The 23,218-nt window shown below is 66.0% G+C and carries 23 protein-coding genes; 15 read left to right on the top strand and 8 right to left on the bottom strand.

What is annotated here, in order from left to right:
- Nucleotides 1-24: 24 nt before the first annotated feature.
- Complete coding sequence (locus QX073_RS12445; RefSeq protein WP_316200329.1) at nt 25-486, bottom strand: hypothetical protein; 462 nt, start codon at nt 484-486, stop codon at nt 25-27.
- Nucleotides 487-673: 187 nt separating this feature from the next.
- On the bottom strand, nt 674-1,399 hold the full coding sequence (locus QX073_RS12450) for an MgtC/SapB family protein (protein WP_316225835.1): 726 nt from the start codon (nt 1,397-1,399) through the stop codon (nt 674-676).
- 383 nt (nt 1,400-1,782) lie between these two features.
- Between QX073_RS12450 and QX073_RS12455 the strand changes: the two genes are divergently transcribed.
- The gene (locus QX073_RS12455) at nt 1,783-2,775 is read left to right on the top strand and encodes a cytochrome-c peroxidase (RefSeq protein ID WP_316172647.1); all 993 of its coding nucleotides are present in this window, start codon (nt 1,783-1,785) and stop codon (nt 2,773-2,775) included.
- Nucleotides 2,776-2,978: 203 nt separating this feature from the next.
- Here the strand turns inward: QX073_RS12455 and cysC are convergent, their stop codons facing one another.
- A complete protein-coding gene (gene cysC, locus QX073_RS12460; RefSeq protein WP_315826001.1) occupies nt 2,979-4,895 on the bottom strand; it encodes an adenylyl-sulfate kinase in 1,917 nt (638 codons plus the stop codon).
- A gap of 14 nt (nt 4,896-4,909) precedes the next feature.
- Nucleotides 4,910-5,734 (bottom strand): sulfate adenylyltransferase subunit CysD, encoded by an 825-nt coding sequence (gene cysD, locus QX073_RS12465; RefSeq protein WP_315826002.1) that lies wholly within the window; start codon nt 5,732-5,734, stop codon nt 4,910-4,912.
- Nucleotides 5,735-5,938: 204 nt separating this feature from the next.
- Here cysD and cysG point away from each other — a divergent pair, with 204 nt between their 5' ends.
- The 13 genes from cysG to QX073_RS12530 all read left to right on the top strand — a co-directional run bounded on the left by cysG (nt 5,939) and on the right by QX073_RS12530 (nt 18,108).
- Nucleotides 5,939-7,369, top strand: coding sequence for a siroheme synthase CysG (gene cysG, locus QX073_RS12470; RefSeq protein WP_316225836.1), 1,431 nt, complete (start codon nt 5,939-5,941; stop codon nt 7,367-7,369).
- Nucleotides 7,370-7,684 (top strand): DUF2849 domain-containing protein, encoded by a 315-nt coding sequence (locus QX073_RS12475; RefSeq protein ID WP_315713857.1) that lies wholly within the window; start codon nt 7,370-7,372, stop codon nt 7,682-7,684. It begins immediately after the preceding gene.
- Nucleotides 7,685-7,693: 9 nt separating this feature from the next.
- Nucleotides 7,694-9,349 (top strand): nitrite/sulfite reductase, encoded by a 1,656-nt coding sequence (locus QX073_RS12480; RefSeq protein WP_315826004.1) that lies wholly within the window; start codon nt 7,694-7,696, stop codon nt 9,347-9,349.
- Complete coding sequence (locus tag QX073_RS12485; RefSeq protein WP_315826005.1) at nt 9,336-9,854, top strand: DUF934 domain-containing protein; 519 nt, start codon at nt 9,336-9,338, stop codon at nt 9,852-9,854. The genes QX073_RS12480 and QX073_RS12485 overlap by 14 nt, the downstream gene beginning before the upstream one ends.
- Complete coding sequence (locus QX073_RS12490; protein ID WP_315826006.1) at nt 9,851-10,576, top strand: phosphoadenylyl-sulfate reductase; 726 nt, start codon at nt 9,851-9,853, stop codon at nt 10,574-10,576. The genes QX073_RS12485 and QX073_RS12490 overlap by 4 nt, the downstream gene beginning before the upstream one ends.
- 211 nt (nt 10,577-10,787) lie before the next feature.
- The gene (locus QX073_RS12495; protein ID WP_315826007.1) at nt 10,788-11,780 is read left to right on the top strand and encodes a sulfate ABC transporter substrate-binding protein; all 993 of its coding nucleotides are present in this window, start codon (nt 10,788-10,790) and stop codon (nt 11,778-11,780) included.
- A 207-nt stretch (nt 11,781-11,987) separates the two neighbouring features.
- A complete protein-coding gene (gene cysT / locus QX073_RS12500; RefSeq protein ID WP_315713861.1) occupies nt 11,988-12,824 on the top strand; it encodes a sulfate ABC transporter permease subunit CysT in 837 nt (278 codons plus the stop codon).
- Between the two features lie 8 nt (nt 12,825-12,832).
- Nucleotides 12,833-13,741: a sulfate ABC transporter permease subunit CysW gene (gene cysW, locus QX073_RS12505; protein ID WP_315713862.1), complete on the top strand. Its 909-nt coding sequence runs from the start codon at nt 12,833-12,835 to the stop codon at nt 13,739-13,741.
- Nucleotides 13,731-14,768: a sulfate ABC transporter ATP-binding protein gene (locus QX073_RS12510; RefSeq protein ID WP_315713863.1), complete on the top strand. Its 1,038-nt coding sequence runs from the start codon at nt 13,731-13,733 to the stop codon at nt 14,766-14,768. The genes cysW and QX073_RS12510 overlap by 11 nt, the downstream gene beginning before the upstream one ends.
- Before the next feature lie 363 nt (nt 14,769-15,131).
- Nucleotides 15,132-15,647, top strand: a complete 516-nt coding sequence (locus QX073_RS12515) for a CAP domain-containing protein (RefSeq protein WP_315714371.1) — start codon at nt 15,132-15,134, stop codon at nt 15,645-15,647.
- Nucleotides 15,648-15,772: 125 nt separating this feature from the next.
- Complete coding sequence (locus tag QX073_RS12520; RefSeq protein ID WP_316159343.1) at nt 15,773-16,948, top strand: patatin-like phospholipase family protein; 1,176 nt, start codon at nt 15,773-15,775, stop codon at nt 16,946-16,948.
- 4 nt (nt 16,949-16,952) lie between these two features.
- Nucleotides 16,953-17,744, top strand: a complete 792-nt coding sequence (locus QX073_RS12525) for a 3-hydroxybutyrate dehydrogenase (protein ID WP_172134430.1) — start codon at nt 16,953-16,955, stop codon at nt 17,742-17,744.
- A gap of 112 nt (nt 17,745-17,856) precedes the next feature.
- Entirely contained in the window at nt 17,857-18,108 is a 252-nt protein-coding gene (locus QX073_RS12530) for a SemiSWEET transporter (protein ID WP_315713865.1), read from the top strand.
- A gap of 14 nt (nt 18,109-18,122) precedes the next feature.
- Here the strand turns inward: QX073_RS12530 and QX073_RS12535 are convergent, their stop codons facing one another.
- From QX073_RS12535 to QX073_RS12545, 3 genes are all read right to left on the bottom strand, one after another.
- Nucleotides 18,123-18,782, bottom strand: a complete 660-nt coding sequence (locus QX073_RS12535) for a L,D-transpeptidase (RefSeq protein ID WP_316188039.1) — start codon at nt 18,780-18,782, stop codon at nt 18,123-18,125.
- A 175-nt stretch (nt 18,783-18,957) separates the two neighbouring features.
- The gene (locus QX073_RS12540; RefSeq protein WP_316225837.1) at nt 18,958-20,334 is read right to left on the bottom strand and encodes a lipopolysaccharide biosynthesis protein; all 1,377 of its coding nucleotides are present in this window, start codon (nt 20,332-20,334) and stop codon (nt 18,958-18,960) included.
- 112 nt (nt 20,335-20,446) lie between these two features.
- Nucleotides 20,447-21,286, bottom strand: a complete 840-nt coding sequence (locus tag QX073_RS12545; protein WP_315713869.1) for a protein-disulfide reductase DsbD domain-containing protein — start codon at nt 21,284-21,286, stop codon at nt 20,447-20,449.
- A gap of 136 nt (nt 21,287-21,422) precedes the next feature.
- Between QX073_RS12545 and QX073_RS12550 the strand changes: the two genes are divergently transcribed.
- On the top strand, nt 21,423-22,073 hold the full coding sequence (locus tag QX073_RS12550) for a YqgE/AlgH family protein (protein ID WP_315713870.1): 651 nt from the start codon (nt 21,423-21,425) through the stop codon (nt 22,071-22,073).
- Nucleotides 22,074-22,310: 237 nt separating this feature from the next.
- On the opposite strand, the gene QX073_RS12555 is transcribed toward QX073_RS12550, so the two are convergent.
- Nucleotides 22,311-23,198, bottom strand: a complete 888-nt coding sequence (locus QX073_RS12555) for a TauD/TfdA family dioxygenase (protein ID WP_316225838.1) — start codon at nt 23,196-23,198, stop codon at nt 22,311-22,313.
- Nucleotides 23,199-23,218 lie beyond the last annotated feature (20 nt).

Here is a 23,218-nt window from a genome sequence, read left to right on the forward strand (position 1 = left end):
TTGCCTCCCTCCGCCACTGCGGAGTTATGCCCACGCCATGCCGATCACGATCGCAGGACGGTCGCTTTCCTTGTTGGGTCCCTCAATCACGCGCCTGCCGACCTGTGCGCCGCGCTCGCGCCGATGGCGACGATCCAAGCGCCTCGCTACCGTCGTCAAGCTGTTGGCAAGGCGTCCGATCGATGCGGTCGCCTGCTTGATGAGAAACAGGATCGTCGTGACGCGACTGAGGATGCCGACGAGAAGCAGGACGGAGAAGATATCGATATAGGCCAGGATATCGCCGACGAGCATCAGTTCGGGCGGGATCGGGATGCTATGATAATAGGCCAGGCCGAGGATGATGACCGGCAGGAAGGCGACGATCCGCCTCAGTGTCAGCCGGTCCAGGAAGGCGGCGAACTGGACGACGAAAACGTCCCACAGCCAATCGCCAAGGAGAGCTGGCTGATCGATGGTCCATTTTCTCCAAAGCGCCTTCCACATCGGCTCTGGCCCTCCGTCGGATCGCTCACGATTGAGCATACCACCTTCGAGCCGGACGGGAACCGTGCTTCGAGACCGCGCTCGAACTCTCGGCATCAGCCTTTGGGTCTGATCAATGGAGCAGATTCAGAGGCAGGTCGGGAGGATCTTGCGATGGACAGCGATGACCGCAGCAACGCTGCTCCCCTCACGCCCTTGACGGCGCCAGCCGGAATTCCACCACGTCCTCGGCCGTGGACAGGTCGCGCGCCATCGTTGCGGTCTCGAACCGGCCGGCGGCCTGCAGCACCAGCTCGAAATGGAATTGCCGCTTCGCCTCGCTGTATTCGTAGCACCAGTCCAGCACGTCGAAGCCATAGGCCCGCATGCATTCGCGCAGTTCTGCCTCGCTCGGCTGCAGGCCGTGGCGGTAGACGACCGACAGCGACAGCGTGGTCTGATGCGGCAGCCATTTCTCGACTTGGCCGAGCAGGGTCATCGCGGCCAGCGACAATGCCGTGGCGCACAGCGCGGTGCCGTAGAAGCCGATGCCGATGATGATGCCGATCGCCGACGTCATCCAGATCGAGGCGGCCGTCGACACGCCGCGGATGGTGAAGCCGTCCTTGATGATGACGCCGGCGCCGAGGAAGCCGATGCCGGTCATCAGGCCCTGGATCACGCGCGTCGGATCGGAGACGGTCGGCGACACCGCCATGCCGCCATACCAGCTGCCGGGAAAGCCGTTGATCGCCGTCAGCAAGGTCGATGCGACGCAAACCAGGGCGTAGGTCCGCATGCCGGCCGCGCGTCCGTGATAGGTGCGCTCGTAGCCCAGCAGCAGGCCGACGGCCGCCGCACCCATCAGGTGCAGCAGCAGAATCCCGTTCGTCTCCAGTTCGGCCGTCGACCAATAGGCCGCCAGATGCTCCATCATGCGCCTCGACCGCGTTGCTGCGGGTGGCGTGAACTGTGCGGATCAAGTGCTAATTTCTGCTTGCCGATGCGGCGGCCGCGCCGTGGGCAAACTGCTGTCCAGGCACGAGCCGGCGCACTCCTCCGTAGTTCTCCGGCCAGGATGCGCGCAGCGCCTGACGCGCCGGCGCGCCGTCGTCGATGGAGGCGACAGGTTCTCACATTCGCCGCGCCGGCTGTTCTCGACGCACGCCGGCATCGCGTCCGCCGATGGCGGTCAGGCCGTGCACTGACGCCGCTCAATCCCGCCTGCGCCGATTCATTGCCCCCGCACAGTCCCACTTCGGACGTAAAAGCTATCGATAACGATTTGCATCAAGGGGATGTCGGGGGAGACGGGCGATGTCGTTCACGGGGCTGCGGTCGGTCGTCTTGTGTCTTGGCCTGCTCGCCCTGCCCGCGCTTGCGGCGGACAAATCTGTAGCGCCCTATCTCGCGGCAGCTCCGCAAAAGCCGACCTTGCTGCAAATGCTGGCTTCAGCGTTGAAGCCGAAATCGGCGCACGCGGCGTCGTCCGAGCACAGGCCGAGAATCCGCCACGCCACCGCGGCGGTGAGGAAGCAGCCGAAGGCGCCGTCAGCACCTGCCGTGACCGAGGCGCCGGTGGCCGAGCCCACCACGGTCGGCGCCGCCGTGGCGCCACCGGCCCAGCTCTCCGAAGCCGAACTCGCCGCCAAGGGGCTGGAGCTGTTCAACGACGCGAGCCTCTCCGGCGGCAGCAAGGCGTCCTGCGCGACCTGCCACTTCTCGACCGGGCATACCAACAACAAGACCTATGTCGGCCTCGACGTGGTCGCCGACGGCGATCCCAATGGCCGGAATACGCCGACGCTGTGGGGTGTCGGCGAGCGTGCGGTGTTCGGCTGGGCCGGCCAGGCGCCGACCCTGGAGGACAGCATCCGCGGCATCATCGTCAATCGCATGAAGGGGCCGGAGCCGTCGCCGGAGACCCTGGCGGCGCTGGTCGCCTATGTGCGCACGCTGAACTATCCGGCGAACTGGCAGGTCAAGGGGGACGGCACGCCGAGGGAGGATGCCAGCGCGGCCGTCAGGCGCGGCTATGAGCTCTATATCGGCGACGGCGGTTGCGGCACCTGCCATCAATTGCCGAGCTTCGACAAGAAGAGCAAAGACGACATCGGCACCGGCGGCAAGTTCAAGGTGCCGACCCTGCACGCGGCCGCGTCGACCGCGCCGTATTTCCACGACGGCCGCACGGCGTCGCTGCGCGACGCCGTCAAGCTGATGTGGGAGTTCTATGCCAAGAAGATGGAGACGCGACTGCCGACCGAGGCCGAGCTCGACGATCTCACCGCCTATGTCGGCGCGCTGTAGCTTCGGGCTGAGTTGGGTCGCGCTTCACCGTCATTCCGGGGCGATTGACAATGCGCAGCCGTGAAGCGGCTGTGCGTTGACGATCGAACCCGGAATCTCGAAGTGATTGGGGATTGAGCGCAAGGCAATGTCGAGATTCCGGGTTCAAGGCCTGCGGCCTTGCCCCGGAATGACGGGGTGCATGACAAGTCTGGAAGCAGACGTCAGATATTCGCGCCGAGATCGGCGATGTCGTCGAACAGCACGGATGTCCGCGACAGCAGCGCCTCGAGCTCGTCGGTGGCGTCCGCAATCCCGCGCGTCGCGGTGTCGATCACCAGTTCCGCATCGAGCGGCGGCTCGTAGTCGGTGCCGATGCCGGTGAAGTTCTGCAGATTGCCGGCGCGGGCCTTGGCGTAGTGGCCCTTGGGGTCGCGGCTCTCGCAGATCTCGGCGGCCGTCGCGACGTAGACCTCACGGAACAGGTCGCCGGCGACGCGGCGCGCAGCCGCGCGGTCCTCGCGCGCGGGCGACACCGCGGCGACGATCGCGATGTGGCCGTTGCGGGCGAGATGGGTCGCGACCTCGGCGAGGCGACGGATGTTCTCGGCGCGGTCCTCCGGCGTGAAGCCGAGATCCTTGTTGAGGCCGGCGCGGACGGTGTCGCCGTCGAGCAGCACCGGAGCGCCGCCGCGGCTGAACAGCCGCCGCTCCAGCGCGCGCGCCAGGGTCGACTTGCCGGCGCCGGGCAGGCCGGTCATCCACACGACGGCGCCCTTGTGGCGATAGCGATCGGCGCGCTCCTGCGGCTGCAGCGCCGATTCCACCGGCATGATGTCGACCGGTGCGGCGCGCTTGCCAGCGGCGATCGACAGCACCAGCCCGCCGCCGGCGATGCGGCCCTGCACCTCGATGACGAGACGGCCGGTGCGCGCATTCTCGGTGTAGGGATCGACGGCGACCGGCTGGGTCAGTGCGATCTCGATCTCGCCGACATGGTTGCGCGCGATCGAAGCGTTCTCTTCGTTGGACAGCGAGCCCGGGTCGACCGCCTTCGCGATCGCGACGACGCTGCCGCGCGCCTCGCGGGTGCCGAGCCGGACCAGGATGCTGTCGCCTTTCGACAGCGGCTGGTCGTGCAGCCAGAAGATGCGGGCATGCAGCCGGCGCGCCGCCTGCGGCTCGCGGCCGACATGGGCGATGACGTCGCCGCGCTCGATGAACAGCTCGCGATCGAGCGTGATGCCGACCGAGCGGCCCGCGCCCTGCGCCGTGGTCACCGGGGTCTGCGGCCAGCCCTCGACGGTCCTGATCTTGGCGATCTTGCCGGCGGGCATGATCACGATCTCGTCGCCGGCGCGCAACTCGCCGGCCTCGACGCGGCCGGCGACGATGCGGCGGTCGTCGAACTTGTAGATCGCCTGCACCGGTAGGCGCAGCGGCAGGCTCGACAGCGGCTTGGCCGGCTCCAGCCCGTCGAGCGCCTCGACCACGGTCGGGCCGTCGTACCAGCCGATCCGCGAGGTCAGCTCGGCGACGCCGTCGCCGTCGCGCGCGGAGATCGGGATGACGGCGACCGGCTTGACGCCGAGGCCTTCGAGATGCGCCGAGATCTCGGCCTTGATCGCGTCGAAGCGGTCTTCGCCGAAATCGACGCGGTCCATCTTGTTGACGACGACCGCGACCTGCTTCACGCCGAGCAGATGCAGGAGATAGCCGTGGCGGCGGGTCTGGTCGCGCACGCCTTCGAGCGCGTCGATGATCAGCACCGCGCCATCGGCCTGCGAGGCGCCGGTGATCATGTTGCGCAGGAATTCGGCGTGGCCGGGCGCGTCAATCAGCACGACCTCGCGCGCATTGGTGCGGAAGCGGATCTGCGTGGTGTCGATGGTGATGCCCTGGTCGCGCTCGGTCTGCAGCGCGTCGAGCAGGAACGACCATTCGAACGGCATGCCGCGGCGGGCGGAGACGGCCTGCAGCATCTCCAGCTTGCCCTCGGGCAGGCTGCCGGTCTCATGCAGCAGGCGGCCGACCAAGGTCGACTTGCCGTGGTCGACATGGCCGACGATCACGATGCGGACCTGCGGACGGGTGGTGCCGTTCGGCGTGGCGGGGGCGGCTGACGGGACTCGCATGTTCATCGCCTTATCCCCCCTCACAGATAGCCGGCGACGCGAAGCCGCTCGAAGGCGTCCTCGGTCTCGTGGTCGAGCGCGCGGCCGGCACGCTCCGGCACCTTGGTGCTTTCGAGTTCGGCGAGAATCTCGGGGATGTTCGAGGCGTTCGATGCGACCGGGAAGGTGATGTCCTGATCGCCGAGCGAGCGATAACGCTTGCCGTTCCTGGACAGATACAGCGGGATGATCGGAATGTTCTCGCGCGCCGTGTAGGCCCAGATGTCGGCCTCGGTCCAATGCAGGATCGGATGGATGCGCAAGTGAGCGCCCTGCGGCGGCGAGGCGTTGAAGTGATCCCAGAATTCCGGCGGCTGGTCGCGCACATCCCAATGGCCCTCGGCCCCGCGCGGCGAGAACACGCGCTCCTTGGCGCGCGTCGCCTCCTCGTCGCGGCGGATGCCCGCGATCAGACCGTCGAAGCCATGCTTGGCGAGCGCCATCTTCAGGCCTTCGGTCTTGCGCGCAGCCGAGCGTGCGGCGGGCGGCAGGGTGGGATCGACGGCATCGATCGGCGGGCACGGCTCGACCTTGAGATCGAGGCCCCATTCCTTCGCGTAGGTGTCGCGGAAGGCGTACATCTCGGGAAACTTCTTGGCCGTATCGACATGCATGGCCGGAAACGGCACCCGGCCGAAGAACGCCTTGCGCGCCAGCCAGATCATCACGTTGGAATCTTTTCCCAGCGACCACAGCAGCGCCAGCTTCTTCAGCCGTGCAAAGGCCTCGCGAAGGATGTAGATGCTCTGCGCCTCCAGCTCGTCGAGATGGTCCATCGTCGGTGCGGCGTTGAGGACGCGCGGCATGGAAGATGCTTGCTCGATCTCGGAGGAGGGTAACCGATCTCTGGAAACGTCGTTGGTGAGAATGTGCATGCTATCAGCCATCGCCTGCCTGGGAGAAAATTCTATGGCGGAGCCAAGGAATAATTTTCTCTTTACGTCGTAGGCGGGACACTTATATAGAAAATAATTCCAGTCAACCCCCAAGTGCCGAAGCTGAAGAACGCAATGCAATATCTGCCGGTGTTTCTCGATCTGAAGACCGGCCCCGTGCTGCTGATCGGCGCGGGCGAGCTCGTGCGCGCCAAGCTTCGCGTGTTGCTGTCCGCGGGCGCACGGATCCGCTGGTTCGCCACCGACGGCGACTTCGATCTCGCGGGTCTGCGCGATCAGCACGGCCAGATCGAGCGCGCCGAAGGCGACCCGCTGAGCGCCGATCTCACTGGCGTCATCGCCGTGCTGTGCGCGGGCGCTGGCGACATCGGCGTTGCGATGTCGGCGCGGGCGCGCAGCGTTGGTCTGCCCGTCAACGTGATGGACGACCTCGCGCATTCCAGCTTCATCTTTCCGGCGATCGTCGATCGCGGCGACGTGGTGGTGGCGATCGGCACCGGCGGCTCCTCGCCCGTCGTGGCACGCCGCGTGCGCGAGCGCATCGAGGCGCTGCTGCCGGCGCGGATCGGCGAGCTCGCGAGCTTCATCGGCGACTTCCGCAAGACCATCAACCCGCAGATCGCCGAGATGACGCTGCGCCGCCGCTTCTGGGAGCGCATCGTCGACGGCCCGATCGGTGCACTGGTGCTGGCGGGCCGCAAGCAGGAAGCGGAGGCGGCGCTGCATGGCATTGCCGATCCCACGGCGTTTGCGGGCGCCGATCATGCCGGCCGCAGCAACGGCCACGTGACCTTGGTCGGCGCCGGTCCGGGAGATCCCGATCTTCTGACCATCAAGGCGCTGCGCGCGCTGCAGGACGCGGACGTCGTCTACTACGACGAACTGGTGACTCCTGAGATTCTCGACCGCATCCGCCGTGACGCCGCGCGCGTGCCGGTCGGCCGCAGGGTCGGCAAGCCCGGCATCGGCCAGGACGCCGTCAACGAACTCCTGATCGCGGCGGCGCGCGAGGGCAAGCGCGCGGTCAGGCTCAAAGGCGGCGACTCCTACGTGTTCGGCCGTGGCGGCGAGGAGGTCGATGCGCTGCGCAAGGCGGGCGTGTCCTACACGATCGTGCCCGGCATCACCGCCGGCCTCGGCGCCGCCGCGCAGTTCGAGGTGCCGCTGACCTTCCGCAGCAAGGCGCTGCGCATCACCTTCCTCACCGCGCACAAGGAGCGCGATGCCGAGGCGGTCGACTGGTCGGCGCTGACTGACACCAAGATGACCGTCGTCGTCTACATGGGCATGACCGCGGCGCCGGCGGTGCGCGCAGGGCTCCTCGCGGCGGGCCGCTCGCCGCAGACGCCGGTGGGTGTGTTCGCGAAGGTGACGCGCCCCGATGCGCAGGCGGCGGTCGGCACGCTCGATCAGTTGCCGGATCTCGTCGGCCAAATCGATGGCGGTCCGGCCATCCTCATCATCGGTGACGTCGTGGCGCACTCCGCGCCGTGGCGTCAGCAGACTATCAGTGGCGTGATCGCACAACTCCTGGAACCCGTCTGAATGACCTCCCCGCTGCAACAGAAGATCAAGATCACCGGTCCCTCGATCATCACCGCGAACCGGACCTGGGATGGCGCGGTGATCTACCGCACCGGCACCAAGAGCTGGTCGGATGAGCTCTCCGATGCGGCGATCGTCCGCACCGCCGACGAGGCGCGCGCCCTGCTGTCGGAAGCGGTGGCCGACGATCTCGGTGCGATCGGTCCCTACATCGCGCCGGTCGAGGTGGGCGCCGACGGTGCGGTCAAGCCCGGCAATATGCGCGAACACATCCGGCTCACGGGCGCCTCCATCGCGCTCCCGGCTCAAGTCTGAAGGCCTGTCATGTACGCTTATGACGAAATCGACCGCACCTTGGTCAACGAGCGCGTCGCCGAATTCCGCGACCAGGTGAAGCGGCGCCTGTCGGGCGAATTGTCCGAGGACGAGTTCAAGATGCTGCGGCTGCAGAACGGCGTCTATCTGCAGCTCCACGCCTACATGTATCGCATCGCCATCCCCTACGGCACGCTGGCGTCGAACCAGCTCCGCCGGCTGGCCCATGTCGCGCGCCGCTACGACCGCGGCTACGGTCACTTCACGACGCGGCAGAACATCCAGTTCAACTGGATCAAGCTCGCCGAGCTGCCGGATGCGATGGCCGACCTCGCCGAGGTCGGCATCCAGTCGATGCAGACCTCCGGCAACAACATGCGCAACGTCACCTCGGATCAGTGGGCGGGCGTCGCGCCGGGCGAGGTCGAGGATCCCAGGATCTGGGCGGAGCTGCTGCGCCAGTTCACGACGCTTCACCCGGAATTCTCGTTCCTGCCGCGCAAGTTCAAGATCGCGATCACGGCGTCCGACCACGACCGCGCCGCGATCAAGATCCATGACATCGGCCTGCGTCTCAAGAAGAACGAGCAGGGCGAAACCGGCTTCGAGGTGCTGGTCGGCGGCGGCCTCGGCCGCACGCCGTTCATCGCCAAGACCATCAAGCCGTTCGTCCACGGCCACGACATCCTCAGCTATGTCGAGGCGATCCTGCGCGTCTACAACCAGTACGGCCGCCGCGACAACATCTACAAGGCGCGCATCAAGATCCTGGTGCATGAGCTCGGCATCGAGAAGTTCGCCGCCGAGGTCGAGGAGGAGTGGCAGCAGATCCGCGACGGCGTGCTCAAGCTCGATCAGGGGATCATCGAGGACATCCGCTCGCGCTTCTTCTATCCGGCCTACGAGACGCTGCCGCACATGCCGGAGGAGCTGAAGCAGGCGGCGCACGATCCGAAGTTCGAGGCATGGCGCAAGAACTCGGTCTTCCCGCACAAGGTGCAGGGCTATGCCATCGTGACCGTGTCGCTGAAGCCGATCGGCAAGCCGCCTGGCGATGCGACCGCCGACCAGATGGATGCGCTGGCCGACATCGCCGACAAATACTCGTTCGGCGAGATCCGGGTCGGGCATGAGCAGAACCTGGCGCTGCCGCACGTCCGCAAGCGCGACCTGCCGGCGGTGTGGAAGGCGCTCGAGGCCATTGGCCTCGCGATCCCCAACGTCAACCTCGTGTCCGACATCATCGCCTGTCCGGGCCTGGACTACTGCTCGCTGGCGAACGCGCGCTCGATCCCGATCGCGCAGGAGATCACGCGCCGCTTCGCCAATCACGACACGGCGAACCTGATCGGCCGGCTGCACATCAACATCTCCGGCTGCATCAATGCCTGCGGCCACCATCATGTCGGCCATATCGGCATCCTCGGCGTCGAGAAGAACAACGAGGAATTCTATCAGATCACGATCGGCGGCCGCGCCGACGAGGGCGCCGTGCTCGGCACCCTGATCGGACCCGCGGTGCCCTATGCCGAAGTGGCCGATGTCGTCGAGGACATCGTCGAAGCCTATCTTGCGCTGCGCGCGAGCCCTGAGGAGCTGTTCGTCGACACGGTGAAGCGGCTCGGGGTCGAACCATTCAGGGAGCGGGTCTATGCCACTCGTTAAGGGCGGACACATCATCGCGGACACGTTCGTCCGCCTCACCGACGATGCCGAGCTGCCGGCGCAGGGCGCGATCCTCGTCTCGGAGACGCGCTTCCTCGCCGGCCCCGACGCGCTGGTCGGCCGCGCCACCGGCAAGCTCGGCGTGATCTGGCCGAACAATCGCGACGTCGACGATCTCGTGCCGTATCTCGATCGGCTCGCGCTGGTCGCGCTGGTGTTTCCGAGCTTCCGGGACGGCCGCGCCTACACCCAGGCGCGCCTGCTGCGCGAGCGCCATGGCTTCCGCGGCGAGCTGCGCGCGACCGGGCAGGTGCTGCGTGACCAGTTCGTGTTCATGCTGCGCGCCGGCTTCGACGCCTTCGAGGTCAAGAAGCAGGCGGATGCCGAGGCCTTCACCGAGACCGTGAAGCGCTATTCGGTGTTCTATCAGCCGACCGGCGATGGCCGGATCTCGGCGCTGCATCAGCGCCTGCAACTGCGCCATTCGGAGAGTGCCGGGCTGTGAGCACGCTGGCTGCATCGCCTTCCGTTGCGGAGATCCCGGTCGCGGCGCTCGACGCCGCGCTGCGCACCGCCGCGCCGCATGAGGTCATTGCCGCTGCTCTCGCGGCGATCGGTCGCGAGCGGCTGGCGGTGGTGTCGTCGTTTGGAACGGAGTCGGCCGCGCTCCTGAAGGTGACGTCCGATGTCGATCCGGCGATCCCGGTGATCTTCCTCGACACCGGGCACATGTTCGCGGAGACGCTGGCCTATCGCGACCGGCTCATCGAGATCCTCGGCCTGCAAGACGTGCGCTCGATGAAGCCGGACGCCGCCACGCTCGAGCGCGAGGACGCCGGCAACGATCTGTGGTTCTCCGATCCCGACGCCTGCTGCCGCATCCGCAAAGTCGAGCCGCTGGCACGCGCGCTGGCGCCGTTCGCCGCCTGGATCAATGGCCGCAAGCGTTTCCAAGGCGGCTTGCGGGCGGCGATCCCGGTCGTCGAGCAGGACGGCGTGCGGGTGAAATTCAATCCGTTCGCCAATGTGACCCGCGAGGAGATCGCGGCGATCTACCGCTCTGCCGATCTGCCGCAGCATCCGCTGGTCGCCGCCGGCTTCCGTTCGATCGGATGCATGCCCTGCACAAGCCGCGCCGACTCCGGCGAGGACGAGCGGGCCGGCCGTTGGCGCGGTCGCGACAAGACCGAATGCGGCATCCACACGGTCGCGACCTCGACGGTGTAGTTCGAAACTCACCGGCCGGCTGACCTGGCAGCCCATGACGACATTGTGCCGCGGCAAGAACAGCTATCCCAACGCCGAGCGCTTCGTAGCAAAATGCCTATGTCCGGCCGGAAACAAGAAAATCCGGTTCCGTTGACTCCGACGTGAACATTTGGCGATCTGCAGTGCGCGCCTGCAACATTGCGGGCGGTGAATGGAACGGAGAGCTTGGATGAAGATGCGACGTCTTCTGGCAGCGGTCGCAGGCCTGGCATGGGCAGGATCGGCCTATGCCGCGGACATCAGTCTGCTCAACGTCTCCTATGACCCGACCCGCGAGCTCTACGTCGAGTTCAACAAGGCGTTTTCAGCCGCGTATCAGAAGGAGACCGGCAAGAGCGTCGAGGTCAAGCAGTCGCATGGCGGCTCCGGCGCGCAGGCCCGCAGCGTCATCGACGGGCTGCAGGCCGACGTCGTGACCCTGGCGCTCGCCTATGACATCGACGCGATCGCGGGCAAGGGTCTGCTCGACAAGGATTGGCAAAAGCGACTGCCGCAGAATGCCTCGCCCTACACCTCGACCATCGTTTTCCTGGTGCGCAACGGCAATCCCAAGGGCATCAAGGACTGGGACGACCTGCTCAAGAAGGGCGTCGACGTCATCACGCCCAATCCGAAGACATCCGGCGGCGCGCGCTGGAACTATCTGGCCGCCTGGGGCTATGCGCTGAAGAAGTTCGGCTCGGCCGACAAGGCCAAGCAGTTCGTCGGCGACCTCTATCAGCACGTCCCTGTGCTCGACACCGGCGCCCGCGGCGCCACCGTGACCTTCGTGGAGCGCGGTGTCGGCGACGTCCTGCTCGCCTGGGAGAACGAGGCGCATCTGGCCCTGCGTGAGTTCGGCAAGGACAAGTTCGAGATCGTCGCGCCGCAGCTGTCGATCCTGGCCGAACCGCCAGTTGCGGTGGTCGACTCGGTGGCCGACAAAAAGGGCACGCGAAGTGTGGCTGAATCCTACCTGAAATACTGGTATACAAAGGAAGGTCAGGAAATTGCCGCACGCAACTCCTACCGTCCGCGTGATCCCGAGGTGGCCAAGAAGTACGAGGCTGCCTTCGCCAAGGTCGAGCTGTTCACCATCGACGAGGTGTTCGGCGGCTGGACCAAGGCCCAGAAGGACCATTTTGCGGAAGGCGGAATCTTCGATCAAATCTACAAGAATTGATCGAATCAGAAGGAACAAGTTGGTGACCGCCGATCTGATACGGCTTCGAGACAACAAGGCAAGAAGCTGGCGTTGCGGCGATCTGCGATATCGCGCATGAGACGCGGTCCCCGGTCTCGATTGCCGAGACGAGGCTGGGGGCGGCGGGCGGACACCACAATCGATTCAAGCCCATCGACACCGATCATCAACGGACCAGGCCTTTTTTTGAACGTACTTGCACCACGTCGCAGCACCTTGCCAGGCTTTGGTCTCACCATGGGGCTGACGCTGACCTGGCTGTCGCTGATCGTCCTGATTCCACTGGCGGGACTGTTCGTTCGCTCGACCGATCTCAGCCTGGAGCAGTTCTGGGGCATCGTCACCAGCCGTCGCACCTTGAGCGCGCTGAAGATCTCGTTCGGGCTCGCTTTCGCCGCCGCCTGCGTCAATCTGGTGATGGGCACCATTGTCGTCTGGGCGCTGGTGCGCTACCGCTTTCCCGGCCGCCGCCTGTTCGACGCCATCGTCGACGTGCCGTTCGCGCTGCCGACGGCGGTGGCGGGCGTGGCGCTGACGGCGCTGTTCGCACAGAAGGGCTGGCTCGGCGCGCCGCTCGCCGCAATGGGCATCAAGGTGGCGTTCACGCCGCTCGGCATCTTCGTTGCGATGATCTTCATCGGCATCCCCTTTGTCGTCCGCACCGTGCAGCCGGTGCTGATCGATCTCGATCCGGAGATCGAGGAGGCGGCAGCGAGCCTCGGCGCCGGGCGCTGGCAGATCGTGGCCCGCGTGATCCTGCCGAGCCTGACGCCGGCGCTGCTCACCGGCTTCGCACTCGCCTTTGCGCGCGCGGTCGGCGAGTACGGATCGGTGATCTTCATCGCCGGCAATTTGCCGAACGTCTCCGAGATCGCGCCGCTGCTGATCGTGATCCGGCTGTCCGAATTCCGCTACGCCGATGCCACCGCGATCGCGGTGGTGATGCTGGTCGTGGCGTTCCTGATCATCTTTGCCGTGAACCGGTTGCAGCGCTGGGCGCAGAGCCGGGCGCCCTTGAACTAGGACCCGACATGAGCGTGGAGATGACCCTGCAGGCGCCATCCGTGGCATCGTCCGCGGCCAGCCCGCACGTCGCGCAGGCCGGCCGTCCCGATCCGCGCACCGAGCCGCGCCTGGTCCGCATCGTCATCACGACGCTGGCGTTGGCGTTCCTGTCGGTGTTCGTGGTGCTGCCGCTGATCGTCGTGTTCGTGGAAGCGTTCGGCAAGGGCATCGCGGCCTATTTCACCGCGCTTGCCGACGCCGAGGCGTGGGACGCGATCCGCCTGACGCTGCTGGTGGCGCTGGTCTCGGTCGGGACCAATCTCGTGTTCGGCCTGTGCGCCGCCTGGGCGATCGCCAAGTTCGACTTTCCGGGCAAGACGTTCCTGATCACCCTGATCGATCTGCCGTTCTCGGTGAGCCCGGTGATATCGGGCCTCGTGTTCGTGCTGCTGTTCGGCGCGCAGGGGTTCTTCGGTCCGTGGATGCAGAGCCATGGCCTGCAGATATTGTTCGCCTTTCCCGGCATTGCGCTGGCGACCGTGTTCGTGACCTTCCCGTTCGTGGCGCGCGCGCTGATCCCGCTGATGCAGGAGCAGGGCACGCAGGAGGAGGAGGCGGCGATCTCGCTCGGCGCGTCCGGCCTGCAGACGTTCTTCCGCGTCACCCTGCCGAACATCAAATGGGGCGTGCTGTATGGCGTGCTGCTCTGCAACGCGCGCGCGATGGGCGAGTTCGGCGCCGTCTCGGTCGTGTCCGGCCATATCCGCGGCGAGACCAATACGATGCCGCTGCTGGTCGAGATCCTCTACAACGAATACCAGATGGTCGCCTCGTTCGCGATCGCCTCGCTCTTGGCGATGCTCGCGCTGATCACGCTGGTCGTCAAAACCGTCCTCGAACGGCAACTCGATGAGGGAGGTCCGCGTGACCATTGAAGTCAGGGGTGTCGTCAAGACGTTCGGCACGTTCAAGGCCCTCGACGGCGTCGATCTCAAGGTCGCCGACGGCGAATTGCTGGCGCTGCTGGGCCCGTCCGGGTCGGGCAAGACGACCTTGCTGCGGATCATCGCCGGGCTGGAGTGGCCCGATTCCGGCGAGATCCTGTTTGACGGCGAGAGCGCGCTCGATCGCGGCGCGCGCGAGCGTCACGTCGGCTTCGTGTTTCAGCACTACGCGCTGTTCCGGCACATGAACGTGTTCGAGAACGTCGCCTTTGGCCTGCGCGTGCAGCCGCGCCGCATCCGCAAGAGCGAGGCTGAGATCCGCGCGCGCGTGAAGGAGCTGCTCGACCTCGTCCAGCTCGACTGGCTCGCCGATCGCTATCCGAGCCAGCTCTCCGGCGGCCAGCGCCAGCGCATCGCGCTGGCGCGCGCGCTCGCCATCCAGCCGCGCATCCTCCTGCTCGACGAGCCGTTCGGCGCGCTCGACGCCAAGGTGCGCAAGGAGCTGCGGCAATGGCTGCGCACCCTGCATCACTCGATCAACGTCACCTCGATCTTCGTGACGCATGATCAGGAGGAGGCACTCGAGGTCGCGCACCGCGTCGTGGTGATGGACAAGGGCCGCATCGAGCAGGTCGGCTCGCCGAGCGACGTTTACGACAGTCCGGCGACGGCCTTCGTGCACGGCTTCATCGGCGAATCGATCATGCTGCCGGTGGAGATCTCCGGCGGCGCCGTGCATCTGAACGGGCGGCCGCTGGACCTGGCTGCAGAGGGCGTGGCCGCGGGCGCCTCGACCTTGTTCGTGCGCCGGCACGACATGCTGATCGGCTCCGCGGACAGCGGCACGCTGCACGGCGCCGTCACCCACGTCCGCAGCTTCGGCCCAGTGCAGCGCGCCGAGATCGCGCTGACTGAAGGCTCGACCATCGAGATCGACGCCCCCCGCGACCGCGAGCTCCGCATCGGCGACCGCATCGGCCTGAAGCCGCGGCATTATCGGATTTTCGCGGCCGGGTAGGGGCTGCTCGGGCTCGTCCCGGATCGCTGCCAAACATGCGGTGTTGTCCCGGACAAGCCCGGCAACGCGAAAGCGTTGGCGGGCGCTGATCCGGGACCCATACGCCGTGAAGCTTGCTTGAGGCACGCCGGAGCGGCATCGGGTCTCACCACGACCGCTGCGGAGTAAGGTCCCGGCTCAAGGCCAGGACGACACCGAGGGCGTCGTGCCGTTCCTGGCTTGACCGAACTGCTCCTATGGTTGACGAACGGTTGCCGGCAGGAATGGCCGCAATTGTCGCGACGGAACTTACCACCGATTCACCTTTCAGCCACGGTTGATGTGCAACAACCCGCCTCTCGCATCGGCATAGGGATTGGTTCATTGAAGCGTCTGGCTCTCGCTCTCTCCATTGCATTCCTGCTCGCCGGCTGTGCGGCCGAGACGCCGGTCGTGCAGGCGCCGACCATGTATGCCGATATGGCGGTCGCGGGCGCCAAGCTCGATGCGGTGGCTGCGGCGACGATGATCTCGCAATACCGCCAGAACAACGGGCTCGGCACGGTCGAGGTCGACCCCGAGCTGATGCGGCTGGCGGAATCGCAGTCGCAGGCGATGGCCGACAAGAACAAGCTCGATCATGACGTGCGCGCCCCGCTGGCGAAGCGCCTGACGGGTGCCGGCTATGACGCTGTCGTCGCGGTCGAGAACGTGTCGGCCGGTTATCATACGCTGGCGGAAGCGTTTTCCGGCTGGCGTGACTCGCCGCCGCATCGCGCCAACATGCTCAAGAGCGGTGTCACAAAAATAGGCATCGCAGCGAGCTATGCTCCGAACACCAAGTACAAAGTGTTCTGGACCATGATCCTGGCCGCGCCGGACGGCAAGAAGCCCTCCTGACAGGCTGGGCTGCCGCCGCCCTGCGCAGGCCGCGTGCGAGTCAGGCCGGCCTAGCCCTTGGGGTGGATTGACGTCACCGCGAAGTGACGCCACGGTGGCGCCTTGCTTTGCTAATGACCGCGGTAATGACGCAACATCCATTTCCCCCGCTGCCTGCAACCCCCGCCGAATCGCAACGCGTGCTCGTCCTGCAGGGCGGCGGCGCGCTCGGCTCCTATCAGGCCGGCGCCTATCAGGCACTGTGCCATTTCGATTTCGAACCGGAATGGGTCGCCGGTATCTCGATCGGCGCCATCAATGCCGCGATCATCGCCGGCAACGACCGGGAGAAACGCATTGGCCGTCTCAAGGAATTTTGGGAGATGGTATCGTCGCCGGTGCCGTGGAAGCCGCTGCTCAATGGCGATCATCACCGCTCGGCCTTCAACGAAGTCAGCGCCGGGCTGATCGCGGCGTTCGGCGTGCCCGGCTTCTTCACGCCGCGCTTCCCACCGGCGCCGCTGTGGCCGTCAGGCACGCTGCAATCGGTCAGCTATTACGACACCGCGCCGCTCAAGCGGACCCTGGAACGGCTGGTCGATTTCGACCGCATCAACGATCTGAAGACGCGGCTCTCCGTCGGAGCCGTCGGCGTCACCACCGGCAACTTCACCTATTTCGACAATGTCGAATTCAGGAAGCAGGGCAAGCGGATCGGGCCCGAGCACATCATGGCGTCGGGCGCGCTGCCGCCCGGCTTCCCGCCGGTCGAGATCGACGGCGAGCACTATTGGGACGGCGGCATCGCCTCCAACACGCCGCTGGACTACGTGCTCGATACCGAGACCGATCGTGATCTGCTGATCTTCCAGGTCGATCTGTTCTCCGCGCGCGGCGATCTGCCGCGGACGCTGCTGGAGGCCGCCGAGCGCGAGAAGGACATCCGCTATTCCAGCCGGACGCGGATGAACACCGACAAGAACCGCATGATCCACAACACGCGCAAGGCGCTGCGCGAGCTCTATGCCAAGCTGCCCGACGAGCTGCGCAACGATCCCTCGCTCGAGATCCTGTGCAAGGCGGCGCAGGAAAACACCGTCACGGTGGTGCACCTGATCTATCGCAGCAAGAACTACGAGACGTCCTCCAAGGACTACGATTTTTCCCATGTCGCGATGGTCGAGCATTGGGAAGCGGGCGTGCGCGATGTCCACCAGTCGATGCGCCACAAGGACTGGCTGGAGCGGCCGCAGTCCGGCGAGACCATGGTCACCTACGATCTCACGCAGGACGGCAGTCTCGCTGCCGCCAAGAAGGAGTGAAGCAATGACGACGAATCTGAAGGGCAAGACCGCGGTCGTGACCGGCTCGACCAGCGGCATCGGGCTGGCCTATGCGCGCGCCTTCGCGTCCGCCGGCGCGAACATCGTGCTCAACGGTTTCGGCGCGCCAGCCGACATCGAGAAGGAGCGTGCGGCGATCGAGAGCGACTTCAAGGTCAAGGCCGTGCACTCGCCGGCCGACATGAGCAAGCCGGCCGAGATCGCCGGCATGATCGCGCTCGGCGAGACCACGTTCGGCTCGGTCGACATCCTCGTCAACAATGCCGGCATCCAGTTCGTCTCGCCGGTCGAAGACTTCCCGCCGGAGAAGTGGGAGCAGATCATCGCGATCAACCTGTCGTCCGCGTTCTACGGCATCCGTGCCGCGGTGCCCGGCATGAAGAAGCGCGGCTGGGGCCGCATCATCAACACGGCGTCCGCGCATTCGCTGGTCGCCTCGCCGTTCAAGTCGGCCTATGTCTCGGCCAAGCACGGCATCGCCGGCCTCACCAAGACCGTGGCGCTCGAGCTCGCGACCTTCAAGATCACCTGCAACTGCATCTCGCCGGGCTATGTGTGGACGCCGCTGGTCGAGAAGCAGATTCCCGATACGATGAAGGCGCGCAACCTCACCAAGGAACAGGTCATCAACGACGTGCTGCTCGCGGCGCAGCCGACCAAGGAGTTCGTGACCTCCGAGCAGGTCGCGGCGCTGGCGCTGTTCCTGTGCGGCGACGATGCGGCGCAGATCACCGGCACCAACCTCTCGATCGACGGCGGTTGGACGGCGGCGTAACGATCGCAGGAGCGCTGAACAAGGCACCAGTTTCGCGCCGAGGCGGGTTTCGCTTCGGCGCGGTCCATTCTACAAGCGTGCGTTTCCACGACCAGCGCACGGATCCTCCACCTTGCTGACCACGATCATCGGCCTCGGCGCCGCCATCTGCACCACGAGCTCGTTCCTGCCGCAGGTCATCAAGGCTTGGCGGTCGCGCTCGACCCATGACATCTCGATGGGCATGTTCGTTCTGCAGACCACCGGCAACTCGATGTGGCTGCTCTACGGCGCGTTGATCAGCGACCTGCCGCTGGTCGTCGCCAACGCGATCACGCTCGGCCTGGTGGCGGCGATCCTCGGCCTGAAGCTGCGCTACGGCTAGGAAACCTCAGCCGATCAGCTGCGGCGGGCGAACACGTTCGCGGTGGTGGACGCGACGCTCTGGCCCGGCGGCAGCACGACCACGGTCGATCCGAGCTGGACGTGGTTGTAGAGGTCGGCGACGTCGGTATTGGTCATGCGGATGCAGCCTGACGAGATCGCCTGGCCTATATATTCGGGCTGGTTGGTGCCGTGGATGCGGTACAGGGTGTCCTTGTTGCCCTCGTACAGATAGATGGCGCGGGCGCCGAGCGGATTCGCCGGGCCGCCGGCGACGCGCTTCGGATACGGCCCGAGGCGCGCCTGGATGTCGGCGGTGGGAACCCAGTCCGGCCATTCCGCGAGCTTGCCGACGGTGGCGACGCCGGAGAAGGCCATCGCCTCTTCGCCGACGGCGACGCCGTAGCGGATCGCCTTGCGGTCGGGCAGCACGTAGTACAGGAAGCGCGCATCGGTATCGACGACGATCGTGCCCGGCTGTTCCTGCCGGGTGTAGTCGACGATGTGGCGCTGGAACTGTTGCGGGATCTGCGCCTCGGCATAGGGCGCGTGCGCCAGCAACTGACGGTCGCGGGGCGTCAACGCCGCGTCTGACGTCGGCGACAGCGTCGCTTCCATGCAGCCGGCCAGCATCACGGTTCCGGCCAGCGATAGTGCGACCCCCAGTCTCGACATCTCATTCTCCCCCAGCGCGCATTCAAATCATGTGCCCGGAGGATCGCGCCAATATCAAGGCGTTGCACCCAACACTTGCGTGATCGCCGGGCGAGACGAGACGTGGCGGCACGACGCTCGCAGTTCCGCCAAGGCGAGGCCAAGATGACGCAACAGATGCGTCAATATGGTTTCCTCAAGATGCCTTGCCGAAGGCGAGGACATGCAGCCCGAGCCGCTGCTTGACGATCCGGAACAGCAGCACGGTCTCGAAGGCCAGCGACAGCGAGGTCGCCGCCGCGGCGCCGTGGCCGCCGAACTGCGGCACCAGCAGGATGCAGAGCACGAGGTTCATGACGAAGGCCGCCGCATAGGCCATGGCGCAGGCGCGCTGCTGGCCCAGCATGTTGAGCAGCCGCTCCACCGGTCCGATCGCGGCGCGTACGACGAGCCCGATTGCGGCGATGAACATGATGTCGTAGCCGGCGGTGAACTGCGCGCCGAACAGAAACAGCAGCGGCTTGCCGAGCGCGAGCAGCACCAGCGTCGCCGCGAGCGACGGCCAGAACGTCCACTTGATCGCATGCGCGACATAGGCCGACAGCCGCGCCTTGTCGCCGAGCGCGTGGTATTCGGCGAAGCGATGCGCCGTCGTCGCCGACATCGCGTAGTGGATGAACGACACCAGCGCGAGCGTCTTCACCACCGCGAAATAGATGCCGACCTCCTCGGAAGAGCGGAATTGCTGCAGCACCAGCACGTCGGTGTAGGACAGCAGCAGATAGAAGCTCTCGACCAAGAGGATCGGCAGCGAGATCGCGAGCCAGCCGCGGAGATCATATTGTTTGGGACCTGGCTCGACGTGGCCGCGGAGCCGGTTGTTCAGCACCAGCATCTGGCCGAGCATCGCAAGCCACACCGCGGCCGCGCTCGCGGCCATCGCAGCGGTGGCGCCGAGATCGAGGCCGAGCACGAAGGCGCCTGCCGTGAAGCCGATGATCAGCGTCTGGCGGATGATGAATTGCGGCATCAGGCCGAGCGTCATCCAGTCGTGCGAGCGGGCGATGCCGTCCTGGGTGTTGGCGACGACGAAGGCTGGCAAGGTGAGGCAGCCGATGTAGAGCGGCATGCGCTCGCCGGCGTCGATCCAGGGCGACAGCAGCGCGATCAGGCCGGCGAGCAGCAGCGCCGCAGCGGTGGACGTCGCCAGCGTCAGCCAGCGTCCGCCGGAGAGGAAGCCGCGCAGCAGCGCCTGCTGGCCCGAGGTGCGGTAGTCCGGAATGATCTTCTGCGCCGAGGAGGCGATGCCGACATCCAGCATGCTGCCGAGCAGCAGCACCCAGGTCCAGACATAGACATAGGTGCCGTAGTCCGAGCCGCCCATCCAGCGCGCGAGCAGGATCTGGCTGAGATAGGCGAGGCCCGCGCTGAGCACGCGGATCAGGAAGATGGTGCCGGCCAGGCGGCGCGTCAGCGATGCCTCGCCGCTGCCGCCGAGCGCGGCCAGGCGCGCCTTCAGGCGGGCCGCGAGGCCGCTCGATGCGGGGGCGTTGCGGGCATCCATCACGGCCACGGCGGGGTCCGGCTCCACGGCCGCGCGGATGGCGGCGATGGTGCTTCCCTATCAACGCAACGTTAAGATTGAGTTGGGCCGGCGCCGCGTCGGTCGCGCGGCGCTACAGCCGTCACGGCAGAGTGAAGTTGAACTCGTAAGACTTGTCGGGGCCGACCAGCGTGAATTTCAGGGCCGCGCCGTCCGGCTTCACGCCCGGCGGAACGCCGTCGAGCTCGAAGGCGAAGCGCTTGATGCCCGGCATGCCGCTGTCGCGCACGGTCGGGATCGGCAGTGCCCAGTCAGGCGTCGGCCCCTCGACATAGAGCTGGACACCGCGCGGATCGGCGACGGCGACGTCGACGACGACGTCCTTCGGGCCGTCGCGCTTGACGTCGCGGATCGTCAAGGGAATGGCGTCGCCGACAGTGGCCGGCTTCGGCACCGTGTCGAGGGCCGCCGAGAGCGCCGTATCCTCGGTGCTGGCGACGCTGGTGAAGGCGAGCTCGGCCTTTGCTTCGACGGGAATGCAGATCTTCTCGCAGACCGCGTAGCTGACGTCGGCGCGCAGGGTCATCGGCTTGTCGGGGTTCTTGGCGACGATGCGCAGCGGCAGCACGACCTGATCATGATAGCCGAGCGAGTGTCCGCCGGCGCCGTCATCGAACTTTGTCGGCGCGGGCCACAGAACCGTCACCGCTTCGACGTTCTCCGACTTGGAAAAGTCGAACCGCGGCGGCACGCCGGAATCGCCGGGCGTTCGCCAATAGGTCTTCCATCCCGGCTGCAGCGCGAAGGCGATGCCGCCCAGCATGACCGGACCGCTGCGCGAGCCCGCGAGCAGGCGCACCGCGGAGTGGCTGTCGCGCTGCCAGGGCGAGGAATCCTGCGCCTGCGCGCCGAACGCAAGGCAGGATGATACGACGGTCGCGACGAGCAGTGTGGCAGAGTGGTGAGGAACCAAGGCGGACATGAGACGTCTTTAGAGTGCGGTTCGGGCGCAAACCATTGAAATGCTTGTGAGCAGATTTCCTCGCGAGGACCTGAACCTTGATTGACAGATGCGCATCCCAATATCAGGATATCGATGATCATGAGAGTCCTTGCGGATGAATCCTGAGGCAAAAAGGCTGGGCGACATTCGCCGCAAAGTGACAGGGATCGGGGATCACACCTCTCACGGTGGTTACCTCGACGGTCAGCTGCTGGTTGCGATGCCCGTGATGGGCGATTCCCGTTTCGAGCGCTCGGTGATCTATCTCTGCGCGCATTCGGCCGAGGGCGCCATGGGTATCATGGTGAACCGGCCGGCGGGCAGCATCGACTTCCCTCAGCTCCTGATGCAACTGAATATCATCGAGAAGAGCGATCAGATCAGCCTGCCCGACAGCGCCGAGACGATGAAGGTGCTGAGCGGCGGCCCGGTCGATACCGGGCGCGGCTTCGTGCTGCATTCGAGCGACTACTTCATCGCCAACGCGACCTTGAAGATCAACGACGGCGTCTGCCTGACGACGACGATCGACATCCTCAAGGCGATCGCCAAGGGCGACGGTCCGAAGCACGCCATCCTCGCCCTCGGCTATGCCGGCTGGCGCGCCGGCCAGTTGGAGGAAGAGATCCAGGACAATGGCTGGCTGCATTGCGACGCCGATCCGGAGCTGATCTTCGGCGACAATGTCGACGCCAAATACGATCTCGCGCTGCGCAAGATCGGCATTGATCCCGGCATGCTGTCCAACGCCGCCGGGCACGCATAGGCCTTATCGTCCGGTTGGAGCTCCCGTGCTCGCTGGGATCAGAGAAGGCTCAATGGGGCGCTCTGCCTCTCCGCCGTCATTGCGAGCGCAGCGACTTGTCCGCCGAAGCTTGGAGAGCGTAGGCGGAAGCAATCCAGAATGTCCACCGCGGATGCTGTCTGGATTGCCTCTGCGCTTCGCTCCTCGCAATGACGACATGGAGAGGGATGAGGCCGCGCATCTCTGCTGAAGGCAGAACTACTCCGCCGCCTGCTGCGCGACCGTCGGTTCGGTGCCGGCCACCGTGGCGCGGCGCATGTCGCGCGGTTGCGACTGATCGTAGCGGCGCACGCGATGCATGGTCTGCCTGTTGTCCCACATGATCAGGTCGTGCAGCGTCCATTTGTGGACGTAGACGAACTCGGGCTGCGTGGCATGCTCGGTGAGGTCGCGCAGCAGCAGCCGGCCTTCCGGCATGCTCATACCGATGATGGCGCCGGCATGCGACGACAGATACAGCGACTTGCGGCCATGGGCAGGATGAGTGCGGACCAGCCGCTGCCTGACCGGCTTGAACATCTCCTTCTCCTCGTCCGTGTAGTCGAGGAAGCCGAGCGCGCCGCGCGAATACATCAGCGAATGTTCGCAGACGAGATCCTCGATCTCGGCCTTGATCTCCTGGTCGAGCGCGTCGTAGGCGGCGCGCATGTCGGCGAATTCGGTGTTGCCGCCCTTCGGGTTCACGATCCGCGCCGAGAGGATCGAGTATTTCGCCGGGATCGGCCGGAACGAGCTGTCGGAGTGCCACAGGCAGTTGCCGAGATTGAACAGATGCGTGCGATGGTCTGATGGCAGCGGCTTGCCATCCTTGCCGAGATTGGAGACGTCGTTGAGGCCGGTGGTGAGGCGGTAATCCTCCTTCTTGGTGACGGTGCCGCCGCGCGCCTGCTCGCGGTCGCCGAAGCTGAGCGCGAAGGCGAGCTGCTGCTCGTCGGTGACGTCCTGATCGTGAAATACGAGAACGGCGTAGTGATCGATCGCGGCCTGCAACTGCGCGACCTCGTCCCGAGCGAGAGGCTTTCGCAGATCGACACCGGATACTTCGCCGACGAAATGCGGATGCAGCTGCCGGATGGCGATCGCCATGGTGTCCTCCTCGCGTCCTC

Origin of the sequence: Bradyrhizobium sp. SZCCHNS3052 (assembly GCF_032484495.1) — a bacterium.
GTDB lineage: Bacteria > Pseudomonadota > Alphaproteobacteria > Rhizobiales > Xanthobacteraceae > Bradyrhizobium.

Excerpts from the sequence above, each read along its gene's own strand:
- QX073_RS12445 (WP_316200329.1), bottom strand. The coding sequence starts at position 486 with ATGTGGAAGGCGCTTTGGAGAAAATGGACCATCGATCAGCCAGCTCTC.
- QX073_RS12450 (WP_316225835.1), bottom strand. The coding sequence starts at position 1,399 with ATGGAGCATCTGGCGGCCTATTGGTCGACGGCCGAACTGGAGACGAAC.
- QX073_RS12455 (WP_316172647.1), top strand. The coding sequence starts at position 1,783 with ATGTCGTTCACGGGGCTGCGGTCGGTCGTCTTGTGTCTTGGCCTGCTC.
- cysC (WP_315826001.1), bottom strand. The coding sequence starts at position 4,895 with ATGAACATGCGAGTCCCGTCAGCCGCCCCCGCCACGCCGAACGGCACC.
- cysD (WP_315826002.1), bottom strand. The coding sequence starts at position 5,734 with ATGCCGCGCGTCCTCAACGCCGCACCGACGATGGACCATCTCGACGAG.
- cysG (WP_316225836.1), top strand. The coding sequence starts at position 5,939 with ATGCAATATCTGCCGGTGTTTCTCGATCTGAAGACCGGCCCCGTGCTG.
- QX073_RS12475 (WP_315713857.1), top strand. The coding sequence starts at position 7,370 with ATGACCTCCCCGCTGCAACAGAAGATCAAGATCACCGGTCCCTCGATC.
- QX073_RS12480 (WP_315826004.1), top strand. The coding sequence starts at position 7,694 with ATGTACGCTTATGACGAAATCGACCGCACCTTGGTCAACGAGCGCGTC.
- QX073_RS12485 (WP_315826005.1), top strand. The coding sequence starts at position 9,336 with ATGCCACTCGTTAAGGGCGGACACATCATCGCGGACACGTTCGTCCGC.
- QX073_RS12495 (WP_315826007.1), top strand. The coding sequence starts at position 10,788 with ATGAAGATGCGACGTCTTCTGGCAGCGGTCGCAGGCCTGGCATGGGCA.
- cysW (WP_315713862.1), top strand. The coding sequence starts at position 12,833 with ATGAGCGTGGAGATGACCCTGCAGGCGCCATCCGTGGCATCGTCCGCG.
- QX073_RS12520 (WP_316159343.1), top strand. The coding sequence starts at position 15,773 with ATGACGCAACATCCATTTCCCCCGCTGCCTGCAACCCCCGCCGAATCG.
- QX073_RS12525 (WP_172134430.1), top strand. The coding sequence starts at position 16,953 with ATGACGACGAATCTGAAGGGCAAGACCGCGGTCGTGACCGGCTCGACC.
- QX073_RS12535 (WP_316188039.1), bottom strand. The coding sequence starts at position 18,782 with ATGTCGAGACTGGGGGTCGCACTATCGCTGGCCGGAACCGTGATGCTG.
- QX073_RS12545 (WP_315713869.1), bottom strand. The coding sequence starts at position 21,286 with ATGTCCGCCTTGGTTCCTCACCACTCTGCCACACTGCTCGTCGCGACC.
- QX073_RS12550 (WP_315713870.1), top strand. The coding sequence starts at position 21,423 with ATGAATCCTGAGGCAAAAAGGCTGGGCGACATTCGCCGCAAAGTGACA.
- QX073_RS12555 (WP_316225838.1), bottom strand. The coding sequence starts at position 23,198 with ATGGCGATCGCCATCCGGCAGCTGCATCCGCATTTCGTCGGCGAAGTA.